The sequence below is a fragment of the Nocardioides sp. Z30_9 genome, assembly GCF_058215735.1.
In genome coordinates this window covers 499,991-522,524 of the sequence record NZ_JBZAJF010000001.1, presented here as the reverse complement: position 1 = coordinate 522,524, position 22,534 = coordinate 499,991, and the positions used below count along the sequence as shown (strand labels likewise).

Below are 22,534 nucleotides of genomic sequence, written 5' to 3'. Positions count from 1 at the left end.
CGTGCGTGAAAGACTGCCCCCATGCTGCGCTGGCTCACGGCAGGGGAGTCCCATGGCCCCTCGCTCACCGCAATCCTCGAAGGTCTCCCTGCCCACGTACGCGTGACCACCGAGGACATCGCCGACGCGCTCGCGCGTCGCCGCCTCGGCTACGGCCGCGGCGCCCGGATGAAGTTCGAGCAGGACGAGATCCAGATCACCGGCGGCGTCCGCCACGGGCTCACCCAGGGCGGCCCCGTCTCGCTGGTGATCGGCAACACCGAGTGGCCCAAGTGGGAGCGGGTGATGTCCGCGGACCCGATCGACCCCGCCGAGCTCGAGGCGCTGGGCCGCAACGCTCCGCTGACCCGCCCCCGGCCGGGTCACGCTGACCTCGCCGGGATGCAGAAGTACGACTTCGACGAGGCCCGCCCGATCCTGGAGCGCGCCTCGGCTCGCGAGACCGCGGCCCGGGTGGCGCTCGGACGGGTCGCGTCGGCCTTCCTGGAGCAGTCGACCGGCGCCCGGATGGTGGCGCACGTCGTGGAGCTCGGTGGGGTTCCTGCCCCGGCGGGCTCGGTGCCGACGGCCGACCAGGTCGCCTACCTCGACGCCGACCCGGTCCGGTGCCTGGACCCCGACGCCTCCAAGCTGATGGTGGAGCGGATCGACCAGGCCCACAAGGACGGGGACACCCTTGGCGGGGTCGTCGAGGTGGTCGTTCACGGCCTGCCCCCGGGCCTCGGGTCGCACGTGCACTGGGACCGCCGGCTCGACTCGCGCCTGGCCGGTGCCCTGATGGGCATCCAGGCGATCAAGGGCGTGGAGATCGGCGACGGCTTCGAGCTCGCGGCCACTCCCGGCTCGCTGGCCCATGACGAGATCGTCACCGAGAACGGTGTGCTGCGGCGTACCAGCGGACGCTCGGGCGGCACCGAGGGCGGCATGTCCACCGGCGAGGTGCTGCGGGTGCGCGCCGCGATGAAGCCGATCGCCACCGTTCCCCGCGCGCTGCGCACCGTCGACGTCGCCACCGGCGAGCCCGCCGTGGCGCACCACCAGCGGTCCGACGTCTGCGCCGTCCCGGCCGCCGGCATCGTGGCCGAGGCGATGGTCGCGCTCGTCCTCGCCGACGCCGTGCTGGAGAAGTTCGGCGGCGACTCGGTGACCGAGACCCGGCGCAACGTCGAGAGCTACCTGGACACCCTGAGGTTCCGTTGAGCCGCACGCCGCGCCTGGTCCTGATCGGCGCGATGGGAGCGGGCAAGACCACGGTCGGTCGTCGTCTCGCCGATGCCTGGGGCGTGGGCTTCCGTGACACCGACCACGACGTCGAGGCCAACGAGGGGCGGCCGGTCTCCGACATCTTCGTGGACTCCGGCGAGGGGCACTTCCGCGAGCTGGAGCGTGAGGCCGTGGCCACCGCCCTGGCCGACCACGACGGGGTGCTCGCCCTAGGTGGCGGCGCTGTCCTCGATGAGCAGACCCGTGCCGCACTCGCCGGCCACCGGGTGGTGTTCCTGCGCGTAGGGCTCACCGACGCCGCCAAGCGCGTGGGGCTCGGTGTCTCCCGCCCGCTGCTGCTGGGCAACGTGCGCGGGCGGATCAAGCAGCTGATCGACGAGCGCACCCCGGTCTACGAGTCCGTGGCGACCCACGTCGTCGACACCGACGGCCTCGCGGTCGACGAGGTGGTCGAGCAGGTGCTCGCGCTGGTCCCCAACGAGGTCACCGACGAGGTTCCGGGTGAGACCCGTGGCTGACCGGACCCGGCTGCACGTCGTCGGCGCCTCGCCCTACGACGTGGTCGTCGGCAACGGCGTCCTCGACGAGCTTCCCGGCATGCTGGGCCAGGAAGTACGCCGGGTCGCGCTCGCGTACCCCGAGGCGCTCTCCGGTCTCGCCGACCGGGTCGTGGCCGGACTCGGCGAGCGGGTCGAGCTGCTGCGCCTGCCGCTCCCCGACGGGGAGTCGGCCAAGACCGCGCAAGTCGCCGTGGACGCGTGGGAGCAGCTGGGCGCCGCCGGGTTCACCCGCTCCGATGCGGTGGTCACCGTCGGCGGCGGCGCGACCACCGACATGGGCGGCTTCATCGCCGCGACCTGGCTACGGGGTGTCCCCGTGGTCCACGTGCCCACGACCCTGCTGGGCATGGTCGACGCCGCGGTCGGCGGCAAGACCGGGATGAACACCGGTGCCGGCAAGAACCTGGTCGGTTCCTTCCACGAGCCCGCCGGCGTGATCTGCGACCTCGACGTGCTCGAGACCCTCCCGCCGGCCGAGCTCGTCGCCGGTCTCGGGGAGGTGCTCAAGTGCGGCTTCATCGCCGACCCGGAGATCCTCTCCCTGGTCGAGGCCTCGCCCGCCGAGGCGCTGCAGCCCGGGTCCGCCGTGCTCCGCGAGCTGGTGGAGCGGGCGATCGCCGTCAAGGTCGACGTCGTGGTGGGAGACCTCAAGGAGACCGGTGGCGCCGACGGGCACCCGGGCAGGGAGGCCCTCAACTACGGGCACACCCTCGCGCACGCCGTCGAGAAGGGCACCGGCTACCGCGTCCGCCACGGCGAGGCGGTCGCCCTGGGGATGGTCTTCATCGCCGAGGTCGCGCGGCTGGTGGGACGGCTCGACGACTCCACGGCGGAGCGGCACGCAGCCGTGCTCGCCTCGGTCGGGCTGCCGACGACGCTGGCCGAGGTCGGCGCCGACCTGCCGTTCGAGGAGGTGCTCGCGACGATGCGCGTGGACAAGAAGGCCCGTGGGGCCCAGCTCCGGTTCCTGGTGCTCGACGGGTTGGCCCGTCCCGCGATCCTCACCGATCCCGACGAGGACGTGCTGCGGGCGGCGTACGAACGCGTGAGGGGGGTGGCCTCGTGAAGGTCCTGGTGCTCAACGGACCCAACCTGGGACGGCTCGGTCGCCGGCAGCCGGAGATCTACGGCACCACGACGTACGCCGACCTCGTCGAGCTGTGCCGCGGCTGGGGCACCGACCTGGGCCTCGACGTCGAGGTGCGGCAGACCAACCACGAGGGCGAGCTGCTCGACTGGCTCAACCGGGCCGCCGACGACGAGACCCCGGTGATCCTGAACGCCGCTGCGTGGACGCACTACTCGCTGGCGCTCTACGACGCCTGCGCCCAGCTGGTCGCGCCCATGGTCGAGCTGCACATCAGCGACCCCAAGTCGCGACCCGAGGAGTTCCGGCACCACTCGGTCGTCACCCCGCACGCCGCGAAGGAGATCACCGGGCAGGGGATCGACGGCTACCGCCAGGCACTGGAGTACCTCGCCGGCCGCTGACTTCGGCTCCGGCCAACCGGCGGTGAGGTACGCGACCCCGTAGGTGGTCGACCAGGTCGGCGAGCGAAGCCGTGCGGCGAAGAGTCGAGACCACGTTGGGACCACTAGGTGGTCGAGCAGCGAGCGAAGCGAGCGGATAGTCGAGACCACTCAGGGTGACTCGACAGGCAGCCGTACGCCGAAGCACGCAGCCACTAGGTGGTCGAGCAGCGAGCGAAGCGAGCGGATAGTCGAGACCACGTTGGGTGAGCCGAGAGCCAGCCGTACGCCGAAGCACGCAACCATTAGGTGGTCGAGCAGCGAGCGAAGCCTTGCGTCGAGCGTCGAGCAGCGAGCGCCAGCGAGCGGACAGTCGAGACGAGCGGATAGTCGAGACCACGTTGGGACCACTAGGTGGTCGAGCAGCGAGCGACGCGAGCGGATAGTCGAGACCACTCGGGGTGACTCGACAGGCAGCCGTACGCCGAAGCACGCAACCATTCGGTGGGCGAGCAGCGAACGAAGAGTCGAGACAAGCGGATAGTCGAGACCACGTTGGGTGAGCCGAGAGCCAGTTGTACGCGGGGGCACGCAACCACTAGGTGGCCGAGCCGCCACACTTCCCCGGTGCCCACGAGGTCACGTCGCTCCTCGGAACCCTATTGCTCCCAGACCATCACTCCGTCTGCCTCTCGCCCGCTGATCGGGGTGAACCCCAGGGACGCGTAGAGGCGCCGGGCATCGTTGCCGTCCTCGACCGACAGACTGAGCCGGGGGAGACCTCGGGCCGCGGCCTCCTGCTGCAGCCGCTCCAGCAGTAGTCGGCCGACGCCCTCGCCCCGGCCGTCTTCCCGGACCCACAAGCTCACCTCGGGGACAGAGTCGTCGAGGAAGCCGTACCCCGGGTCCGCGCTGGGCAGGAACAGCGCCCACCCCACCCCGACCGGCTCGCCCCCGACCTCCGCCACGAACCCGAAGTCCCCGCGATCACTGTCCAGGCGTGTGTAGTGCCAGAACTCAGGCCTGTCCCGCACGTCGTCCTCGGTGAAGCGGTCCTCGCGCCAGTTCAGGTTCCCGAGGGTGGCCCGGACGAGCAGTCCCTCGTCCCTGGTCGACAGAGGTCGGATCGCCAAGTTCCGCATCACACCGAGAGGCTACGGCGCGCGGGGTGGTGGGCCGGAGGTACGCCGGGGCACGCGACCACAAGGTGGTCGAGCAGCGAGCGAAGCCTTGCGTCGAGCAGCGAGCGCCAGCGAGTGGTCAGTCGAGACGAGCGGATAGTCGAGACCACGCAAGGCGACCCGGCAAGCAAACCCGCGCCGCGCAAGGAACCCAACCGACCTGGGACATGAAGCTCGAAAAATCTCTCCAACTATTTTCCCGATCCCCCGTAAAACAACGGGATTCTCGCCCGAAACTGTCAGTGCCCGGTGCTTGGATTGATCCATGACAGCAACCGCGACGGCCAGCATCGAGGAGCTCGACACCGCCTCGGATGTGCTGTCGTTCGCGCGGCAGCGGCGCGCTGATGCGGACCGTGCTGAGGCTGATGTCTTGACCGCTGCGGTGCTGTGGGCTGAGCAGCACCCGCCGGAGTCGATCCATGAAGCAGCCACCTGGATCGGCGGAGGTGAGACCGGGCTTCTATTGGCCGGGCCGGGTGCTCCGCTGGTGGCGGAGTTCGCGATCGCGGAGTTCGCTGCGGCGATCGGGAAGACCACCGACGCTGGCAAGGCGCTGATCGCGCACGGGCTGGAGCTGAAGTACCGCCTCCCGCGGTTGTGGGCGCGGATCCAGACCGGGGTGCTGCCGGTGTGGCGGGCTCGCCGGGTCGCCGAGGCCACCCTCGCGTTGTCACTGGAGGCGGCGAGGTTCGTGGACGCGCAGGTGGCGCCGTTCGCGCACAAGATCGGCTTCGCCGCCCTGGAGCGGCTGGTCGCAGAAGCGGTGGACCGGTTCATGCCCGACCTCGCGATCGAGCGGGCCGAGAAGTCGGCCGACGGCCGGCACGTGACCTTCCATCACGACCAGGTCTCCTTCAATGGCACCACCAGGATCGAGGGTGAGCTCGACCTCGGCGACGCCCTCGACTTCGACGCCGCCCTGGCGCAGGGTGCGGAGCAGCTCGCGCTGTGTGGAGCCACCGAGTCCCTCGACGTCCGCCGCGCGATGGCCGCCGGTGAGCTCGCCCGCAGGCAGCTCGCCTTCGACCTCCAGACCGACGCGGAGGCGACCCCAGGGCCGTCGAGCAGCGAGCGTCAGCGAGTGGTCAGTCGAGACGAGCGGCCAGTCGAGACCACGCAACGCAAGGGAGCCCGGCGACCCAAGCCTCGCCAGGTGGTCCTCTACGTGCACCTCTCCGACGCCGCGGTCCGCGGCGAGGACGGCTTGCACCTGGCGCGGGTGGAGAACACCCGCACCGGGGTGACTGCCGAGCAGGTCCGCACCTGGTGCGCCAACCCCGACACGGCGGTGACCGTGAAGCCGGTGATCGATCTCAACGACCACATCGGTGTGAACGCCTACGAGGTGCCCGATCGGTTGGCCGAGCAGACCCAGCTGCGCGACCACAACTGCGTGTTCCCGTGGTGCACCCGGCCGGCGCGCAAGTGCGACTCCGAGCATTGCGTGCCACATGACCGGGGCGGGACCACGTGCTCATGCAATGTGGCGCCGATGTGCCGGAAGCATCATCGCTTGAAGACGCACTCCACTTGGGGCTACACCACGTTGGAGCCCGGGACCTTCTTGTGGACCAGTCCGCATGGGCTCCAGTTCCTGCGGGATCAGCACGGGACGGTGGATGTCAGCGCGGATCGGCCTCCGCCGCAGCCGGACGCGCCACCGCACTTCTACTGACTCAGCCCCTCGGCGCGGCTTGTGTCTGCTTGTCGGGTCACCCTGAGTGGTCTCGACTATCCGCTCGCTTCGCTCGCTGCTCGACCACCTTGGGGTCGTGTGCCGTCGTACTTCTGGCTGCCGGCCCACCCAACGTGGTCTCGACTATCCGCTCGCTGACGCTCGCTGCTCGACCACCTCGGATCGGATCGACCATCTGCTGGCCCGTGGGGGGTTGGGGTGGGGGGATTGTGGAAGGCTCTCGGGGTGAAGGCTTTTCGGTGTCGTATCTGTGACCAGCCCCTGCATTTCGAGAACTCCGCGTGCGTGTCCTGCGGCAGCCGCCTCGGCTACTCGCGCGACGAGCGGGCGATCGTGCCCGTGGACGCGAAGGGGCGCTACGTCGACGGGCACGGGGACGAGTGGTTCGTGTGCACGAACATCGGGCTCTCCGGGTGCACCTGGCTGGCGCGGACCGACGGGGGACAGTGCTTCGCCTGCGACCTGACCCGGACCCGGCCCAACGACGAGGACGCCGTTGGACTGGCGAACTACCCGGCGGCCGAGGCCGCCAAGCGCCACCTGATCACCGAGCTGGACACCCTCGGGTTCCCTGTGGTCAGCAAGGCCCAGGACCCCGAGAACGGGCTGGCCTTCGACCTGCTCAGCAGCGTCGAGGAGAACGTCGTGATCGGCCACGCCAACGGCCTGATCACCATCGACCTCGCCGAGAGCCGCGTCGCCCACCGCGAGAAGGTCCGCGAGCGGCTGGGGGAGCCCTACCGCACCATGCTCGGGCACTTCCGTCACGAGGTCGGTCACTACTACGAGTGGCAGCTGGTGCAGGGTGACCTGATCGAGCCGTGCCGCGAGCTGTTCGGCGACGAGTCGAAGGACTACCAGGCCGAGATCGACCGGCACTACGCCGAGGGCCCACCCGAGGGCTGGGAGACGTCCTACATCTCCAGCTACGCCACGATGCACCCGTTCGAGGACTTCGCCGAGACGTGGGCGCACTACCTGCACATCAGCGACACCATCCAGACCGCGTCCGAGTACGGCCTCGCGACCGTCAACGCGATCACCCGGTTCTCGCACTTCCGCGACGTCGTCGTGGGGGTGTGGGTCCCGCTCAGCGTGGCGCTGAACATGATCAACCGCAGCATGGGCCACGAGGACCTCTACCCGTTCGTGATCCCCGACGCGGTGCTCGAGAAGCTCGAGTTCGTCGCCGCCCTTGCCCCCGCCGCGCGGGACGCCTGAGCGCTAGCCGCGGATCCGGATCGCGCGGGACGCGTCCGGGCCCGGCGGCACCAGAGCGACCTCGATCCTCGACCGCACCTCGTCGGGGAACGGGGACGAGGCGCTGCCGGTGACGTGTACGCCGAGGATCTCCTCGGTCGCGCGCAGGGTGCCGCCCGCCCAGAGCTCGTGCCAGATCCAGAGCAGCTTCGAGCTGGCGCCCACGACCCACGAGCGCACCTCCAGCTCCTCGCCGGGACCCACCTGGTCGAGGTAGCGGATGTGCGCCTCCACGGTGAACAGCGAGGACCCCGTGGCTTCGCGGTACGCCGGGCCGAGGCCCACCGCCTCCATCACCTCGTCGGTGGCGTTCCCGAGCACCAGCACGTAGTACGCCTCGGAGAGGTGACCGTTGTAGTCGATCCACTCGTCGCGGACGCCCTCGGTCCAGGTGGTCAGCGGCCCGGTGGGGGGAGCCGCCTGTGTCTCGCTCACACGCGGCCCAGGGCTCGCAGCACGGCGATCACGCCCGCGTCGCGCTCGGCGACCAGCTGGTCGATGGTGCGCCCGTCCGCCTCGCGGTCGCACCCGTCCACGACCGCGTCACGCAGCTCCGGGGTCAGCTCGGGGGCGTCCAGCCTGGTCCAGGGAGACTTCAGCGAGGGGCCGAAGTGGTCCAGCATGTGCGCCATCCCGCCCTGGCCACCGGCGAGGTGGAAGGTCAGCATCGGGCCCTGGAGCGGCCAGCGCAGCCCGGGGCCGTCGGTGATCGACAGGTCGATCTGCTCCACGGTCGCCTCACCCTCGGCGATCATGTGCAGCGCCTCGCGCCACAGCGCCTCCTGGAGCCGGTTGGCGATGAACCCGGGCACCTCGCGATCCATCGTGATCACCGACTTGCCCACGTGCTTGAAGAAGTCCGAGGTCCAGGCGACCACCTCGGGCGAGGTGTCCCCTCCACCGACGACCTCCACCAGCGGGATCAGGTACGGCGGGTTGAACGGGTGCCCGACGATCGTGCGCCCGGGGGTGGCGCAGGCGACCTGCATCTCGCTCATCCCGTAGCCCGAGGTCGAGGACGAGATCACGATCCCCTCCGGGGCGGCCGCGTCGATGTCCGCGAGCAGCTTCACCTTCAGGTCGAGGTCCTCGGGCGCGCTCTCCTGCACGAACTGGGCGCCCGCCAGCGCCTTGGCGAGGTCCGGCTCGAACCGGAGACGGGATCGGTCCGCGCCCTCCGCCAGCCCGAGCTGGGTCAGCGCAGGCCATGCCGCGTCGACGAGGTGCCGCAGCCGCGCCTCCGCGTCGGGGGCGGGGTCCCAGGCGACCACGTCGTACCCGCGTGCCAGGAAGTACGCCGCCCAGCCGCCGCCGATCACTCCGGCCCCGACGCAGCACACGGTGCGTACGTCGTCGACCGCCACCGGAGGCGTGCTCATGCGGCCCTCGGCTTCAGGTCCAGGATCTCGCGACCCTCATCGGCGGTCGCGACCTCCGCGCCCATGGCCTCGATGATCGTCCGCGCACGCTCGACGAGCTGCGCGTTCGTCGCCTTCACGCCCTTGCTCAGGTAGAGGTTGTCCTCGAGGCCGACCCGGACGTGGCCGCCCAGCAGCACCGACTGCGCCACCCACGGCATCTGCATCCGACCGAGCGCGAACGACGCCCACACGGCGCCGTCGGGGAGCTGCTCGACCATCGTCGCCAGCAGCCGCGGGTCGGCGGGGGCGCCGTAGGGGATGTCCATGCACAGCTGGAACATCGGGGGCGCGTCGATCAGCCCCTCCTCGACCAGCTGCTTGGCGAACCACAGGTGCCCGGTGTCGAAGATCTCCATCTCGACGCGGACGCCGAGCTCCTGGATCCGCTTCGCGCCGTCGCGCAGCATGTCGGGTGTGCTCACGTAGACCAGGCTGCCCTCGCCGAAGTTCAGGCTCCCGCAGTCGAGCGTGCAGATGTCGGGCAGGAGCTCCTCGACGTGCTTGAGCCGCTCCACCCCGTTCACCAGGTCGGTGCCCTCGACGAAGTCGGTGGGGTTCTGCGGGTCCAGCATCAGGTCGCCGCCCATCCCGGCGGTGGTGTTGATGATGACGTCGACGTCGCTCGCCCGGATCCGCTCCACGACCTCGCGGTAGTAGGACACCTCGCGCGAGCCCACGCCTGTCTCCGGGTCGCGCACGTGGATGTGGATGATCGTCGCCCCCGCGCGGGCCGCGGCGATGCCGGACTCCGCGATCTGCTCGGGCGTGACCGGCACGTGCTCGGAGCGACCGGCGGTGTCGCCGGCGCCGGTGAGGGCGCAGGTGATCATGACCTTGCGGTTCATCGTGTGCTGCACGGTGGTGCCTCCCTGTCAGGTGGTGCGTGGTGCGTGGTGCATCGGTCAAGAGGTGGCGGCGGCCGCCCGGGCCACCGAGGCGAGCCCGAGATAGCTCAGGTCGCGGAACTGCCGGTCGGAGACGAAGTCCTCGTAGGGCCACTGCGAGGTCTTCACCACGACCACGTCGAGGTCGCGGTCCACGTAGGTGAACTGGCCGCGGCTCCCGTCAGCGGTGCCGCGTCGCCCGGTCTCGTCGGTGGGCCACCAGTGCCGGCCGAAGCCGGCGTGCGTGGTGATCGAGCTCGGCAGCCGGCCCGGCGCCAGGAACGGGTACGCCGCCCGCAGGCTCTCCTCGACCCAGGACTCGTCGAGCAGGCGCTCCTCGCCCACGGTGCCGTCGAGCTGGAGCAGGCCGATCCGGGCCCAGTCCCGGGCAGTCGCGACCAGGGCGCCGCCTGCCATCGGGATGCCGGCCGAGTCGACGCCGACGTACGCGTCGCCGGTGCAGCCCAGGGCCTGCCAGAGCTCACCCAGCGCCACGTCGTACGCCGCCCCGGTGGCCCGTTCGCGGACCCAGTCGAGGACCTGCGAGTCGGCGGTGCAGTACTCGTAGCGCGTCCCGGGCGCGGAGCGCGCGCCGATCTGCGAGAGCAGCGCACGCGAGTCGCCCCCGTCGCCGGCGAAGCACGCCGTGAGCCGGCTGGCCGGGCCGTCGGGGTCGCGGTGGTCCTCGACCCAGTCGACGCCCGAGGTCATCGTGAGCAGGTCGTGCACGGTGCAGGCCGCGTAGCCGGTGCGGGCCAGCTCGGGCACGTGGTCGGTGACCCGGTCGGCCAGGCGCAGCGAACCCGACGCGACGGCGGTCCCGACGAGGTGGGCCAGCGCCGACTTGGTCATCGAGGCGCCGAGGAAGCAGTCGTCGGCGCCGAGGCCGTCGGCGTACCACTCGTGCACCACCCGGCCCCGGCGCAGGACGAGGAGCGAGGTGCCGTGGGTGAAGGCGTTCCACTCGTCGAGGTCGAACATCCGCCCGGCCCCGGCGATGGCGACCTCGAGCTGCTGCGGCTGCCACGGCAGGGGAGTGCCGTCGACCGCGGCGATGGTGCGGAACGCCTGACCGAGAGCGGAGCCCAACCCGTCCTGGGGGTTGACGAACCGCAGTCCCGAGAGCCGGGACGGGGCAGCAGCTGACATCAGTCGATGCGCGGACTGTTCGCCAACAAGCGCTGGGTGTACTCCTGCTTCGGGGAGTCCATCACCTCGACCACGGAGCCGGACTCCACGACCCGTCCTGCGTTCAGGATCTGCACGCGGTCGGCGATGGAGCGCACCAGCGCCAGGTTGTGGGTGACGAAGAGCATGCTGATGCCGCGCGAGACTCGCAGCGACTCCAGCAGCGAGACGATCGAGCCCTGCACCGACACGTCGAGGGCCGAGGTGATCTCGTCGCAGACCAGGACGTCGGGCTCGGCTGCCAGAGCGCGGGCGATCGCGACGCGTTGGCGCTCACCGCCGGAGAGCCTGCTCGCCTGGTACTTCAGCACGGCCGGCCCGAGCGCGACCTGGTCGAGCAGCTCGACGACGCGCTCGGTCGCCGCCTTTCCGGAGGCGATGCCGAACAGCTCCATCGGCCGCTTGACGATCTGCTCGATCGTCAGGCGCGGGTTCAGGGAGAGATAGGGGTTCTGGAAGATGTACTGGATCCGCTTGCGGTCCGCGGCGCTGCGCTTGCGAGAGCCGTGGCCGAGCTGGGTGCCCTCGAACTCGATCTTCCCGGTCCAGTCCTTGTGCAGGCCGCCGACGCAGCGCGAGATCGTGGTCTTGCCGGACCCGGACTCGCCGACCAGCGCGACCACCTCGGCCCTGCCGAGGTCGAAGCTGACGTCGAAGACCACCTGCTTGCGACCGTAGGAGATCCCCAGGTCCTCGATGTTCAAGATGATGTCGCGGGGCTTCGCGGGGTCGGTGTCGGGCACCGCGCCCCGGGAGATGTCCCAGGTCCCGATCTCGCCCACACGGATGCAGCGCACCTCGTGGGCGGGGGCGACCTCGCGCAGCTCGGGGACAGCCTGGCGGCACTGGTCGATCGCGAACTCGCAGCGGTCGTTGAAGCGGCACCCCGACGGCCGCGCACCGGGTGCGGGCGTGCGGCCGGGGATCCCGGCGAGGGCACGGGCCTGACTCAGGTGCGGGATCGAGTCCAGCAGCGCGCGCGTGTAGGGGTGCGCGGGGTTGTTGAAGATCACGTCGCGCTCGCCCAGCTCGGCGATCTGGCCGGCGTACATCACCGCGACCCGGTCGGCGATGTTGGCGATCACCGCCAGGTCGTGGGTGACGTAGAGCGCGGCCACCCCGTGGGAGCGGCACAGCGCGCTCATCGTCCGCAGCACCATGCCCTGGGTGGTGACGTCGAGACCGGTCGTGGGCTCGTCGAGCACGAGCACCTTCGGCTTGGGCAGGAACGCCATCGCCAGGGCGACGCGCTGCACCTGCCCGCCGGAGAGCTGGTGGGCGTAGCGGCGGAGGAACTCGTCGTCGTTCGGGAGGCCGACCTCGGCCAGTCCGTCGCGCGCCCCTTGCAGCCGGCTCTCGGGGGTGCCGAGACCGCGCAGCTCCATCAGCTCGACGATCTGCTTGCCGATGCGGATGCTGGGGTTCAGCGCGGAGGCGGGGTCCTGCGGGACGTAGGCGATCTCCTCGCCGCGCAGCTGCCGCACCTCCTGCCACGTCATCGCGAGCAGGTCGGTGTCCTGGTAGAGCACCTTGCCCTGCTCGATCTGCGCGCCCGGCCGGGTGTACCCGAGCAGGGCGGTGCCCACGGTGGTCTTGCCGCTGCCGGACTCACCGACGAGGCCGACCACCTCGCCGGGGTGCAGCACGAGGTCGATGTCGTCGACGACGTCGACGCCCGGGCGCGCGCTGAGGCCGATCCGGAGGTCCTGGACTGAGATCCCCGTCGTGATCCGGGCAGTGTCCGGTTCGCGGGCTGGCGCTGTCATCAGTCGTCCCCTCCTCGCTGGCTCAGCTGCGCGATGCCGTCGGCCATCAGGTTGGTGCCGATCGTGAACAGGCCGATGACGAGCACGGGGGCGAGCACGCCCCACGGCTGGGTGGCCAGGCCCAGGCGGTTCTCGTAGATCATCTGGCCCCAGTTGGCGCCGCCGGGGTCGGTGTTGAACCCGAGGAAGCCCAGGGACGCCACCAGGGCGATGGAGAAGGTCAGCCGCAGACCGGCCTCGGCCAGCAGGGGAGCGTTCATGTTGGGCAGCACCTCGGCCACCACCACGCGGGTGCGCCGCTCGCCGAGGGCCTCGGCGGCGTGCACGAAGTCGCGGGAGACCAGCCCGAGCGCGACGCCGCGCGCGATCCGCGCGGTGCGGGGCGCGTTGGAGATGCCGACGAGCACGATGATGATCCAGGCCTTGGGCTGGTTGACGGCCGTGAGCACGACGAGGGCGAGCAGGATCTGGGGGAACGCGAGCATCACGTCGTTGAGCCGCATCACCACCTCGTCCCACCAGCCGCCGGCGTACGCCGCGACGACGCCGATCAGCGTGCCGAGCACCATGCTGAGCACCGTGCCTGCGAGCGCGATCAGGAGGATCTCGGTGCCGCCGTGCAGCACGCGGGTGAGCACGTCCTGACCGAGGTAGTCGGTGCCGAAGATGCCCTGGGATGCGAACGGCGGGCCGACCACCTCGTTCTCGCCGTGGGGCGCGAGGAACGGCCCGGCCACCGCGATCAGCGCGACGAAGGCGGTGAGGATGCCGCCGGCGAGGAAGCGCTTCTGCTGCAGCGCCTTGCGCCACGTGGAGAGCTCCTCCGGGGCTGGGGCCGGGGTGGACGGGGTCGCTGAGGTGCTCATGAGGAGATCGCCGTCCGTGCGCGCGGGGTGAGCAGGATCGAGAGGAGGTCGGCGATCAGGTTCACCACGACGTACACGCCGGCGATGATCATGCTCAGCGCCTGGACCACCGGGATGTCGTGGTTGCGGACCGCGTCGACGAGCTGGAAGCCGACTCCGGGGTAGTTGAACAGTGTTTCCACGAGTACGACGCCGCCGGCGAGCCAGGCCAGCTGGAGGGCGATCACCTGGATGCCGGGGACGATCGCGTTGAGCAGCGCGTGCTTGCGCATCACCACCCGCTCGGGGATGCCTTTGAGCCGGGCCAGCTCCACGTAGTCGCTGTCCAGCACCTCGAGGAGGGTGGAGCGGATGATGCGCGAGACGTACGGCGCCACCGCCAGCACCAGCGTCGCCACCGGGAGGATCATCCCCTTGGGCTCGTCCCAGGGGTGACCGCCCGAGCTCACGATCGTCACCGCCGGCAGCAGGTGCAGCACCGAGGTGGAGAAGAACGCGACGAGCAGGATGCCGATCACGAACTCGGGGAGCGCGGCCAGCGCCAGCAGCAGCGTCTGGATCACCGTGTCCGGACGGCGGCGGCGGTAGTTCGCCGAGAGCATCGCGATGCCGAAGGCGATCGGGATCATCACCAGCGCCGAGAGCAGCACCAGGACCATGGTGTTCGTGACGTTGCTGCTGATCATCTCGCTGACCGGTTGCTGGCTGGCGATCGAGGTGCCGAGGTCGCCGGTGAGCAGACCGCCGAGCCAGTCGAAGTAGCGCGTGAACACCGAGTCGTCGAGGTTGAGCTGCTCGGTGAGCTGCTGGACCCGGGCCGGGTTGGAGTTGTACTCCCGGCCCAGGATCGCCCGGACCGGGTCACCCAGCGAGGTGGTCGCGATGAAGACGAGGATCGAGACCAGCCACAGCGTGAGCAGCGCCAGCCCGACGCGTCGCGCCAGCCAGGAGGCCCAGGCGACCGCGCCGCTTCGTGACCTGGGCGGTGCCACCTCGTCCAGGGCGTTGGACAGGGTCGCTGCGTCGGCCACGACTCAGGCCGAGACGGAGGCGTTCTGGAACTTGTACGACCCCAACGGAAGGTACTTGCTCGGCTCGATGCCCGAGACCTTGCTGGAGTAGCCGTCGACCTGTCGGCGGAAGCCCCAGATGATGTAGCCGCCGGTGTTGTACTCGATCTCCTGCGCGTCCTGGAGCAGGGTGGTGCGCTTGGCCTCGTCGGTCTCCCGCTGGGCGGCCGCGATCAGCCCGGCGAACTTCGGGTCGTCGAAGTGCGTCTCGTTGTAGGTGCCGCTCTTGAGGGCGCACACCGCTGCCTGCGGCAGGTAGTTGCGTGTGTTCCAGAAGTCCTGCGCGAACGGGTAGGAGAGGTAGTCGTCACCGTAGAAGGGGTTCTTCTTGGTGATCTTCACGTCGACGCCGGCCTTCTTGGCCTGCTCCTTGAACAGGTTCGCCGAGGCGGGAGCCACCGAGCCGATGTCGTCGCCGGTGAACAGCTGGATCTGCAGGCCCTCCTGGCCGGCAGCCTTCAGCAGCGACTTGGCTTGGTCGATGTCCTGCTCGCGCTGCGGCAGGTCCTTGGCGAAGGCCGGGTCGAAGGGGGCGTACATGTCGTTGCCGAGGCTGCCGTAGCCGCTCAGGGCCTGGTCGATCATCTGCTGGCGGTCGCAGATCAGTCGCAGGGCCTGGCGCACGCGTACGTCGGAGAACGGCTTGGTGTCGACCCGCATCGTGAACGGGACCCAGGCGCCGGTGTCGGACTCGAGGATCTTGCCGCCCTGGCCCTTGAGGGTGTCGATCAGGTTGTAGGGCAGGTTGTCGATGGTCTGGATCTGTCCGGCCTGCAGGGCGTTGACCTGTGCGTTGGGGTCGGAGAAGTCCTGGATGTGCAGCTCGTCGACCAGTGCCGCGTCGCCCCAGTAGCCGGCGTACTTGGTGAAGACGCTGTCCTTGCCGGGGGTGAACGACTTGTGGGCGAAGGGGCCGGTGCCGAGGGGCTTGGACGGGTCGTAGCCCTCGGGGACGATGCCGAAGGTGTACTCCGCGAGCAGGTAGTCGAGCAGGGCGTACGGCGACTTGAGCTTGATCTCGATCGTCTTGTCGTCGAGCTTCTTGGTCGCGGCGAGGTCGATGATCGGCGCCAGGGCCACTCCGGCGGAGGTGGGCGCCTTGGGGTCGGCGACCCGCTGGATGGAGAACAGGACGTCCTCGGCGGTGAGGTCCTTGCCGTTGTGGAACGTCACGCCCTCGCGCAGCTCGATGGTCCAGGTCATCGCGTCAGCCGAAGGAGTCACGGCCTCGGCGAGGCCGGGGGAGACCTTGTACTGGCTGTCCCAGAACAGCAGGGGCTCGAACAGGTTGCTGACGCGGGCGATGTCGGGGTTGGTCACCGGGGCGTGCGCGTCGAGGGTGTCCTTGGTGCTGCCGCCCGTGGCGCCGTGGACCAGGATCCCGCCGGTCTTCTTCTTCGCGCTGCTGTCGTCGTCGCTGCCGCAGCCCGTGAGGAGCTGGGCGCCGCCGACGGCAGCTGCCGCGAGTCCGGTGTAGCGAAACAGGTCGCGCCGGGAATGGTTGGAGAGTCCCGACATGGCATCCGCGTTGTTCGTCATCCGAACTCCTCTGTTTGTAATCCGAACAGAACTTAGGTTGGCTCCAGGGCAAGGTCAAGGGCAACATGGCTTCGTGACCGAATCTCTGCGAAAGCGATCGTTGCCTTCCGGTGCCGCTTCTCCGGGGGAGACGGTGTCGCCCGCATCGCGGGTGCAGTCGGTCGACCGGGCGGTGCACCTGCTCCAGGCGGTGGCTGACACGGCGGACTTCGGAGCCGGCACGGTCGCCCTCGCGGACAGGTGCGGGCTCAACCGCGCGACGGCCTGGCGGATCCTCTCGACACTGGAGAGTCACGGCCTGGTGAGCTGCGACGCCGCCACCAATCGGTGGCGGATCGGTGCGGGGCTGGTCGAGATCGTGCAGACCTCCGGGCGCGACTCCGTGCTGCGGCACGCGCACGGTGTGCTCGAGGACCTGGCCGAGGAGACCGGCGAGACGGCGGCGCTCGCCGTGCTGCGCGACGGCGACCTCTCCTGCGTGGACGAGGTGGCTCCCGCCTCTGTGGTGGCGGTGCGCTGGGCAGGACGCAGCATGAGCCTGCACTCCACCTCGACCGGGAAGGCACTGCTCGCCTGGTCGAGGGACGACGACGTGAAGGCGCTGCTGCCGTCCCGGTTGCGCCGGCACAGCGATGCGACGATCACCACCAGGGCCGCCCTGAAGGAGGAGCTCGCCTGCACGCGCGAGCGGGGGTACGCCATCTGTCGTGGCGAGTTCGACGCCTCCGCGTGGGGGGTCTCGGCACCGGTGCTCGGCCCCTCGGGTGGGCTGCTCGCGGTCCTGAGCATCTGGGGTCCCAGCGACCGCATCTCCGACGAGAACCTGCCCGCCCTCGGGCGCTCGGTGATGCGGGCGGCGCAGCGGCTCTCGTCGGCGCGGGACCTCGACAGGGCTCCCGGGGAAGACCGGAAGCCGTCCAGAGCGGACTAGACCGCTGCGGTGGTCAGTAAGCAGTCGGCCAGCACCGGGGCGCCGTCACGCTCGCCCTCGCCGCTGACCGTGGCCGAGACGACGAGCCCCGCGTCGGTGCGCCAGGCGCGCACCCGGATCGTCTCTCCGGGGAAGACCACGCCGGCGAAGCGCGCGGCGAAGGAGCGCACCCGGCCGGCGTCGCCGCCGAGGAGCTCGTCGGTCACGGTGCGCAGCACGATGCCGTAGGAGCACAGGCCGTGCAGGATCGGGGCGGGGAACCCGGCCGACTCCGCGAAGGCAGGGTCGGAGTGCAGCGGGTTGCGGTCGCCGCAGAGCCGGTAGAGCAGGGCCTGCTGCGGCGTGACGGCGTACGACGAGTCGCAGTCCGGCTCGCGATCGGGGATCTCCACCTTGGTGGAGCTGCCCCGGTCGCCGCCCCAGCCGCCCTCTCCGCGGACGAAGATCGAGGAGCGCACCGTCCACAGGGTGTCCCCGCCGGCGTCCACCGCCCGGCCCTCCTGCCAGATCACCGCGGCCTTGCCCTTGTCCCAGACGTCGGTGATCCGGGTGTGCAGGGTGGCCGACCCGGAGGTGGGCAGGGGGCCTGCCACCTCGATCTCCTGGCTGCCGTGGACCACCTGGGCCAGGTTGATGTCGCAGCCGGGAAGGTCCAGTGGCGGCGGGTCGGTCTCGTGGAACGACGGCGCCACGATCCCGAAGCTGGGCAGCACCTGCAGGTTCTCGTCGTCGAGGGTGTAGCGCAGTGCGGCGGGGTCGAGGTTGTCGCCCGGCCGCGACCCGGCGCCGATCGCGAGGTGGTAGAGCAGCACGTCCGAGCTGTCCCACGAGAACGTGCGCTCGGGCAGCTCGGCACCGATGGCGACCTGCGGGTCGATGGGCATCAGGAGGCCTCGCTGTCGACGGGTCTGACGGGCTGCCCAGCGTAGGGGGCGGCGGCGAGGTCGAGCGCAGCCAGGTAGCCGAACACGAGCGCGGGGCCGATGGTGCCACCCGGCCCGGGGTAGGTGTTGCCCATCACGGCCGAGGAGACGTTGCCGGCGGCGTACAGGCCGGGAAGGACGGAGCCGTCGGCGCGCAGCACCCGGGCGTGCTCGTCGGTGACCAGGCCGCCCTTGGTGCCGAGGTCCCCGGGCACGATCTTCACGGCGTAGAACGGGCCCTGGTCGATGCGGTGCAGTGAGGGGTTCGGCTTCACGGTCGGGTCGGAGTAGTACTTGTCGTAGGCGCTCTCGCCGCGGTGGAAGTCCTCGTCGACACCGGTCTGCGCGAACCCGTTGAACCGGTCGACGGTCGCACGCAGCGCGTCGGCAGGTACGTCGATCTCGGCGGCCAGGGCCTCGAGGCTGTCGGCCTTCTTGATCGTCCCGTGCTTGTACCAGCGGCCTGGGAACGGCTGCCGCGGGGAGAGCCCGGCGAACAGGTAGCGGTTGCGGTAGCGCTGGTCGATCACCATCCAGGCCGGCACGTGGGAGACGCCGGTCGCCTCGCCGGCGTAGATCGCGTGGGTCGCCTCGACGTAGGGCAGCGCCTCGTTCATGAACCGCTTGCCCGCCGAGTTCACGATGATCGACCCGGGCAGGTTGCGCTCCGCCAGGCAGAACCACGGGCCGCGGGGGAGCGGGATCGTCGGCCCCCACCAGGCGTCGTCCATCAGGTCGGTGGAGGCGCCCGCGGTGATGCCCGCGAGATGCCCGGCGCCGGTGTTCGTCGGGGCGCCGGTGCTCCAGTCGGCCTGGGTGGGCTGGGGCAGGTGCTTCTCGCGCAGCTCCTGGTTGTGCTCGAAGCCGCCGCTGCCCAGGATCACGCCGCGGCGGGCGCGGATCGTGCGCGCGACGCCGCCGTGGTCCACGCGCACGCCGACCACGGCGCCGTCCTCGACGACGAGGTCGGTCAGGGCGGTCTCGTAGAGGACCGGCACGCCGGCGTCCTGGAGACCCTTGCGCAGCCCGATGGCGATCGCGTTGCCCATCGCATACATCTTGCGCCCGCGGAAGCTGTTGATGATCCGGCTGAGCACCACCCGCATCATCGTGAGCGGCCCCCGGATCGTGCGCATGCCCAGGCTGATCTTGCGGAAGTCGGCCTGGGTGACGATCAGGTTGGCCGGGGCCTTGGTGTACGGCGGGTGCAGGTGCTCGAGCTCCTCGCCGAGGAAGCGGGCGTCCATCGGGACCGGCTCGACGCTGCGGCCACGGGCGCGTCCACCGGGCTGCTCGGGCAGGTAGTCGGCGTACTCGGGGACCCAGGTGAACCGCACCGGCGTCCGGTCGCGGATGAAGTCCATCACCTCGGAGCCGCGGTCGACGTAGGTGTCGCGACGGACCTTGGGCACCCGGTCCCCGACGATCGCGTCCAGGTAGCGCTTGGACTCGCTGAGGTCGTCGGCCTGGCCGGCTTCCCGCAGGGCGTAGTTGCCCGGGATCCAGACGCCTCCTCCGGACCTGGCGGTCGACCCGCCGAAGTAGTTGCTCTTCTCGATCAGCACGGTGTCCAGCCCTTGGCTGGCTGCTGTCAGGGCGGCGGTCATTCCGGCGCCGCCGGCACCCACCACGACCACGTCGTAGACGGAACCGTCGGTGACTTCGTCACGGGGCTTCATGGCGCAAAACTGTAACAGGTTCTATTGTTGCGGCATGCTCTCCGACGACGTACGACGCACGGTCGCCGACGCCCTGTGGGACGCGGAGACGGCCCGCCGACCGATCGCCCCGTTGCGCGAGACCTGGCCCGGGATCGACGTCGTCGACGCCTATGAGATCCAGCTCGACACGATCGGGCGCCGGCTCCGGGCCGGGGCCACCGTGCGTGGCCACAAGGTGGGGCTCTCGTCGAAGGCGATGCAGGAGATGATGTCGGTCGACGAGCCGGACTACGGCCACCTGCTCTCCGACATGGAGCTGTTCGAGGGTGAGCCGGTCCCTGCCGGGCGCTACTGCTTCCCGCGCGTGGAGGTGGAGGTGGCGTTCATCCTCGGCGAGACGCTCCCCGGGGCGGGCTGCACCGAGGAGGACGTGCTCCGGTGCACGGAGTACGTCGCACCGTCCATCGAGCTGATCGACAGCCGGATCGCCGACTGGAACATCAAGATCGCCGACACCATCGCCGACAACGCCTCCTCCGCCGGGTTCGTGCTCGGACCCGAGCGGGTCGACCCCCGCGCGATCGACCTGCGGGCGATCGACGCGGTGCTGACCCGCAACGGCGAGAAGGTCGCGGAGGGCCGTTCCGACGCGGTGCTCGGGAACCCCGTCACCGCGGTCGCCTGGCTCGCCGACAAGGTCTCCGGCTTCGGGGTCACCCTCGAGGCCGGGCACGTGATCCTCCCCGGCTCGGTGCACCGGGCCATCGACGTACGACCCGGTGATGAGTTCGTAGCCGAGTTCCTCGACTTCGGATCCGTCCACCTGACCTTCACCGACCAAGAGGACTGAGATGACCAAGCTGACCGCCGCCATCGTGGGGCCGGGCAACATCGGCACGGACCTGATGTACAAGCTGCTGCGCAGTGAGCTGATCGAGCCGCGCTGGATGATCGGGGTCGACCCGGACAGTCCCGGGCTCGGGCGGGCCCGGGACGAGGGGCTCGTGGCGAGCCACGAGGGCGTGGACTGGCTGCTCAAGCAAGACGAGCTGCCGGACCTGATCTTCGAGGCGACCAGCGCCTACATCCACCGCGAGTACGCCCCGCGCTACCGCGAGGCCGGCATCCGCGCCGTCGACCTCACCCCGGCGGCCGTGGGGCCGGCGGTGATCCCCGCGGTCAACGGCGACGAGCACGCGGACAAGGACAACGTCAACATGATCACCTGCGGCGGGCAGGCCACGATCCCGATGGTCGCCGCGGTGTCGCGGGCGACGCCGGTCTCCTACGCCGAGATCGTCGCCTCGGTCGCCTCGCTCTCCGCCGGCCCGGGGACGCGGCAGAACATCGACGAGTTCACGCGCACCACCGCCAGCGGGGTCTCCACGATCGGTGGCGCCGAGAACGGCAAGGCGATCATCATCCTCAACCCTGCCGAGCCCCCGATGATCATGCGCGACACGATCTTCTGCGCCGTCGGCCCGGAGGTCTACGACGAGGGTCAGGACGCGATCTCGGAGTCGGTGCACCGGATGGTCGAGGCCGTGCAGGACTACGTGCCGGGCTACCGGCTGCTCCAGGACCCGCAGTTCGATCCGCCCACGACCGCGACCCGGGGGCAGACCAAGGTGAGCATCTTCATCGAGGTCGAGGGCGCCGGCGACTTCCTGCCGCCGTACTCGGGGAACCTCGACATCATGACGGCCGCCGCCGCGCGCGCCGGTGAGGGGATGGCCCAGCGGCGGTCGAGCAGCGAGCGATCAGTCGAGACCCCCGGAGAGGACCTGTCATGAGCATCGCCGGAGACCCCCAGCTCAACGTCCTGGACCGCACCTGGTCCGAAGACCTGGACATCCGCCTGACCGACACCTGCCTGCGCGACGGGTCGCACCACAAGCGCCACCAGTTCACCGGTGAGGAGGTGCGCTCTGTGATCGCGGCCCTCGACGAGGCCGGGGTGCCGGTGCTCGAGGTGACCCACGGCGACGGGCTGGGCGGGTCGAGCTTCAACTACGGCTTCTCCCGCACCCCCGAGCAGGAGCTGATCAAGATCGCCGCGGAGACGGCGAAGCGGGCCAAGATCGCGTTCCTGATGCTGCCCGGGGTCGGGACCAAGGACGACATCCTGCAGGCGCAGGACAACGGCGGCTCGATCTGCCGGATCGCGACGCACTGCACCGAGGCCGACACCAGTGAGCAGCACTTCGCGCTGGCGCGCGAGCGTGGCCTGGAGACCGTCGGGTTCCTGATGATGAGCCACACCCAGCCGCCGGAGGTGCTGGCCAAGCAGGCCCGGATCATGGTCGACGCAGGGTGCCAGTGCGTCTACGTGGTGGACTCCGCCGGCGCCCTGATCATGGAGGGCGTCAGTGACCGGGTCTCGGCGCTCGTCGCCGAGATCGGCTCCGAGGCCACCGTGGGCTTCCACGGCCACGAGAACCTCGACCTCGGCGCGGCCAACACCGTGATGGCGGTGCGTGCCGGTGCCACCCAGATCGACGGTTCCGTACGCCGGTTCGGGGCCGGTGCGGGGAACACGCCGCTGGACGCCTTCGTCGGCATCTGCGACAAGCTCGGCTGGCGCACGGGGGTGGACTTCATGAAGATCATCGACGCCTCCGAGGACGTCGTGCGCCCGGCGATGCCCGATGAGTGCCGCCTCGACCGGATGACGATGATGATGGGGTACGCCGGGGTCTACTCCTCGTTCCTCAAGCACGCCGGCAACGCCGCCGAGCGCTACGGCGTCTCCGGTGCCCGGATCCTGCAGATCGCCGGCGAGCGCAAGCTCATCGGCGGCCAGGAGGACCAGCTCATCGACATCGCTCTGGAGCTGCGCAGCAAGCAGGACGCCAACGACTGAGCCGGCCGCTTTCGTCTCGCTCAGCAGA

Annotated in this window: 21 protein-coding genes; 10 read left to right on the top strand and 11 right to left on the bottom strand. The window is 70.2% G+C overall.

Translation table 11 applies throughout. The features are described from left to right. The first annotated feature begins 21 nt into the window (after positions 1-21). The 4 genes from aroC to AC4BGB_RS02630 are packed head-to-tail and all read left to right on the top strand — an operon-like array spanning position 22 to position 3,275. Positions 22-1,200: a chorismate synthase gene (gene aroC, locus AC4BGB_RS02645; protein WP_490544475.1), complete on the top strand. Its 1,179-nt coding sequence runs from the start codon at positions 22-24 to the stop codon at positions 1,198-1,200. After that, entirely contained in the window at positions 1,197-1,742 is a 546-nt protein-coding gene (locus AC4BGB_RS02640; protein ID WP_490544473.1) for a shikimate kinase, read from the top strand. The genes aroC and AC4BGB_RS02640 overlap by 4 nt, the downstream gene beginning before the upstream one ends. Then, complete coding sequence (gene aroB, locus AC4BGB_RS02635) at positions 1,735-2,850, top strand: 3-dehydroquinate synthase (RefSeq protein WP_490544471.1); 1,116 nt, start codon at positions 1,735-1,737, stop codon at positions 2,848-2,850. Before AC4BGB_RS02640 ends, aroB begins: the two co-directional genes overlap by 8 nt. Continuing rightward, positions 2,847-3,275 carry a type II 3-dehydroquinate dehydratase gene (locus AC4BGB_RS02630; protein ID WP_490544469.1) on the top strand — a complete coding sequence of 143 codons (429 nt, stop codon included), beginning with the start codon at positions 2,847-2,849 and terminating at the stop codon, positions 3,273-3,275. Before aroB ends, AC4BGB_RS02630 begins: the two co-directional genes overlap by 4 nt. Before the next feature lie 638 nt (positions 3,276-3,913). Here AC4BGB_RS02630 and AC4BGB_RS02625 read toward each other — a convergent pair. Beyond that, on the bottom strand, positions 3,914-4,387 hold the full coding sequence (locus AC4BGB_RS02625; RefSeq protein ID WP_490544467.1) for a GNAT family N-acetyltransferase: 474 nt from the start codon (positions 4,385-4,387) through the stop codon (positions 3,914-3,916). Positions 4,388-4,700: 313 nt separating this feature from the next. On the opposite strand from AC4BGB_RS02625, the gene AC4BGB_RS02620 reads away from it, so the two are divergent. Beyond that, complete coding sequence (locus AC4BGB_RS02620; RefSeq protein ID WP_490544466.1) at positions 4,701-6,113, top strand: HNH endonuclease signature motif containing protein; 1,413 nt, start codon at positions 4,701-4,703, stop codon at positions 6,111-6,113. A 219-nt stretch (positions 6,114-6,332) separates the two neighbouring features. Continuing rightward, positions 6,333-7,355: a zinc-binding metallopeptidase family protein gene (locus AC4BGB_RS02615; RefSeq protein ID WP_490544464.1), complete on the top strand. Its 1,023-nt coding sequence runs from the start codon at positions 6,333-6,335 to the stop codon at positions 7,353-7,355. Positions 7,356-7,358: 3 nt separating this feature from the next. Here the strand turns inward: AC4BGB_RS02615 and AC4BGB_RS02610 are convergent, their stop codons facing one another. Genes AC4BGB_RS02610 through AC4BGB_RS02575 form a run of 8 tightly spaced genes read right to left on the bottom strand, consistent with a single transcriptional unit; the run spans position 7,359 to position 16,128 of the window. Further along, positions 7,359-7,829 (bottom strand): thioesterase family protein, encoded by a 471-nt coding sequence (locus tag AC4BGB_RS02610; RefSeq protein WP_490544462.1) that lies wholly within the window; start codon positions 7,827-7,829, stop codon positions 7,359-7,361. Beyond that, complete coding sequence (locus AC4BGB_RS02605; RefSeq protein WP_490544461.1) at positions 7,826-8,773, bottom strand: 3-hydroxyacyl-CoA dehydrogenase NAD-binding domain-containing protein; 948 nt, start codon at positions 8,771-8,773, stop codon at positions 7,826-7,828. The genes AC4BGB_RS02610 and AC4BGB_RS02605 overlap by 4 nt, the downstream gene beginning before the upstream one ends. Then, positions 8,770-9,660: a beta-keto acid cleavage family enzyme gene (locus tag AC4BGB_RS02600; protein ID WP_490544459.1), complete on the bottom strand. Its 891-nt coding sequence runs from the start codon at positions 9,658-9,660 to the stop codon at positions 8,770-8,772. Before AC4BGB_RS02600 ends, AC4BGB_RS02605 begins: the two co-directional genes overlap by 4 nt. A 57-nt stretch (positions 9,661-9,717) precedes the next feature. Beyond that, positions 9,718-10,848 carry a serine hydrolase domain-containing protein gene (locus tag AC4BGB_RS02595; protein WP_490544457.1) on the bottom strand — a complete coding sequence of 377 codons (1,131 nt, stop codon included), beginning with the start codon at positions 10,846-10,848 and terminating at the stop codon, positions 9,718-9,720. Further along, positions 10,848-12,653: an ABC transporter ATP-binding protein gene (locus AC4BGB_RS02590; RefSeq protein ID WP_490544455.1), complete on the bottom strand. Its 1,806-nt coding sequence runs from the start codon at positions 12,651-12,653 to the stop codon at positions 10,848-10,850. Before AC4BGB_RS02590 ends, AC4BGB_RS02595 begins: the two co-directional genes overlap by 1 nt. After that, complete coding sequence (locus AC4BGB_RS02585; protein ID WP_490544453.1) at positions 12,653-13,519, bottom strand: ABC transporter permease; 867 nt, start codon at positions 13,517-13,519, stop codon at positions 12,653-12,655. Before AC4BGB_RS02585 ends, AC4BGB_RS02590 begins: the two co-directional genes overlap by 1 nt. After that, positions 13,516-14,550, bottom strand: a complete 1,035-nt coding sequence (locus tag AC4BGB_RS02580) for an ABC transporter permease (protein WP_490544450.1) — start codon at positions 14,548-14,550, stop codon at positions 13,516-13,518. The genes AC4BGB_RS02585 and AC4BGB_RS02580 overlap by 4 nt, the downstream gene beginning before the upstream one ends. A gap of 3 nt (positions 14,551-14,553) precedes the next feature. Then, positions 14,554-16,128 carry an ABC transporter substrate-binding protein gene (locus tag AC4BGB_RS02575; protein WP_490544448.1) on the bottom strand — a complete coding sequence of 525 codons (1,575 nt, stop codon included), beginning with the start codon at positions 16,126-16,128 and terminating at the stop codon, positions 14,554-14,556. Between the two features lie 133 nt (positions 16,129-16,261). Between AC4BGB_RS02575 and AC4BGB_RS02570 the strand changes: the two genes are divergently transcribed. Next, positions 16,262-17,059, top strand: a complete 798-nt coding sequence (locus AC4BGB_RS02570; protein WP_490544446.1) for an IclR family transcriptional regulator — start codon at positions 16,262-16,264, stop codon at positions 17,057-17,059. On the opposite strand, the gene AC4BGB_RS02565 is transcribed toward AC4BGB_RS02570, so the two are convergent. After that, complete coding sequence (locus tag AC4BGB_RS02565) at positions 17,056-17,943, bottom strand: MaoC/PaaZ C-terminal domain-containing protein (RefSeq protein WP_490544444.1); 888 nt, start codon at positions 17,941-17,943, stop codon at positions 17,056-17,058. The genes AC4BGB_RS02570 and AC4BGB_RS02565 overlap by 4 nt on opposite strands. Next, on the bottom strand, positions 17,943-19,661 hold the full coding sequence (gene kstD, locus AC4BGB_RS02560; protein ID WP_490544442.1) for a 3-oxosteroid 1-dehydrogenase: 1,719 nt from the start codon (positions 19,659-19,661) through the stop codon (positions 17,943-17,945). The genes AC4BGB_RS02565 and kstD overlap by 1 nt, the downstream gene beginning before the upstream one ends. A 34-nt stretch (positions 19,662-19,695) precedes the next feature. Here kstD and AC4BGB_RS02555 point away from each other — a divergent pair, with 34 nt between their 5' ends. Genes AC4BGB_RS02555 through dmpG form a run of 3 tightly spaced genes read left to right on the top strand, consistent with a single transcriptional unit; the run spans position 19,696 to position 22,506 of the window. Further along, positions 19,696-20,493 (top strand): 2-keto-4-pentenoate hydratase, encoded by a 798-nt coding sequence (locus AC4BGB_RS02555; protein WP_490544441.1) that lies wholly within the window; start codon positions 19,696-19,698, stop codon positions 20,491-20,493. Between the two features lies 1 nt (position 20,494). Continuing rightward, complete coding sequence (locus AC4BGB_RS02550; protein ID WP_490544440.1) at positions 20,495-21,436, top strand: acetaldehyde dehydrogenase (acetylating); 942 nt, start codon at positions 20,495-20,497, stop codon at positions 21,434-21,436. After that, entirely contained in the window at positions 21,433-22,506 is a 1,074-nt protein-coding gene (gene dmpG, locus AC4BGB_RS02545; RefSeq protein WP_490544438.1) for a 4-hydroxy-2-oxovalerate aldolase, read from the top strand. Before AC4BGB_RS02550 ends, dmpG begins: the two co-directional genes overlap by 4 nt. Positions 22,507-22,534 lie beyond the last annotated feature (28 nt).

Bases quoted from the DNA above. Each gene is read 5' to 3' on its own strand.
- dmpG (WP_490544438.1), top strand. From the start codon at position 21,433: ATGAGCATCGCCGGAGACCCCCAGCTCAACGTCCTGGACCGCACCTGG.
- AC4BGB_RS02585 (WP_490544453.1), bottom strand. From the start codon at position 13,519: ATGAGCACCTCAGCGACCCCGTCCACCCCGGCCCCAGCCCCGGAGGAG.
- AC4BGB_RS02600 (WP_490544459.1), bottom strand. From the start codon at position 9,660: ATGAACCGCAAGGTCATGATCACCTGCGCCCTCACCGGCGCCGGCGAC.
- AC4BGB_RS02605 (WP_490544461.1), bottom strand. From the start codon at position 8,773: ATGAGCACGCCTCCGGTGGCGGTCGACGACGTACGCACCGTGTGCTGC.
- AC4BGB_RS02555 (WP_490544441.1), top strand. From the start codon at position 19,696: ATGCTCTCCGACGACGTACGACGCACGGTCGCCGACGCCCTGTGGGAC.
- AC4BGB_RS02590 (WP_490544455.1), bottom strand. From the start codon at position 12,653: ATGACAGCGCCAGCCCGCGAACCGGACACTGCCCGGATCACGACGGGG.
- AC4BGB_RS02575 (WP_490544448.1), bottom strand. From the start codon at position 16,128: ATGACGAACAACGCGGATGCCATGTCGGGACTCTCCAACCATTCCCGG.
- AC4BGB_RS02550 (WP_490544440.1), top strand. From the start codon at position 20,495: ATGACCAAGCTGACCGCCGCCATCGTGGGGCCGGGCAACATCGGCACG.
- kstD (WP_490544442.1), bottom strand. From the start codon at position 19,661: ATGAAGCCCCGTGACGAAGTCACCGACGGTTCCGTCTACGACGTGGTC.
- AC4BGB_RS02620 (WP_490544466.1), top strand. From the start codon at position 4,701: ATGACAGCAACCGCGACGGCCAGCATCGAGGAGCTCGACACCGCCTCG.
- AC4BGB_RS02595 (WP_490544457.1), bottom strand. From the start codon at position 10,848: ATGTCAGCTGCTGCCCCGTCCCGGCTCTCGGGACTGCGGTTCGTCAAC.
- aroC (WP_490544475.1), top strand. From the start codon at position 22: ATGCTGCGCTGGCTCACGGCAGGGGAGTCCCATGGCCCCTCGCTCACC.
- AC4BGB_RS02565 (WP_490544444.1), bottom strand. From the start codon at position 17,943: ATGCCCATCGACCCGCAGGTCGCCATCGGTGCCGAGCTGCCCGAGCGC.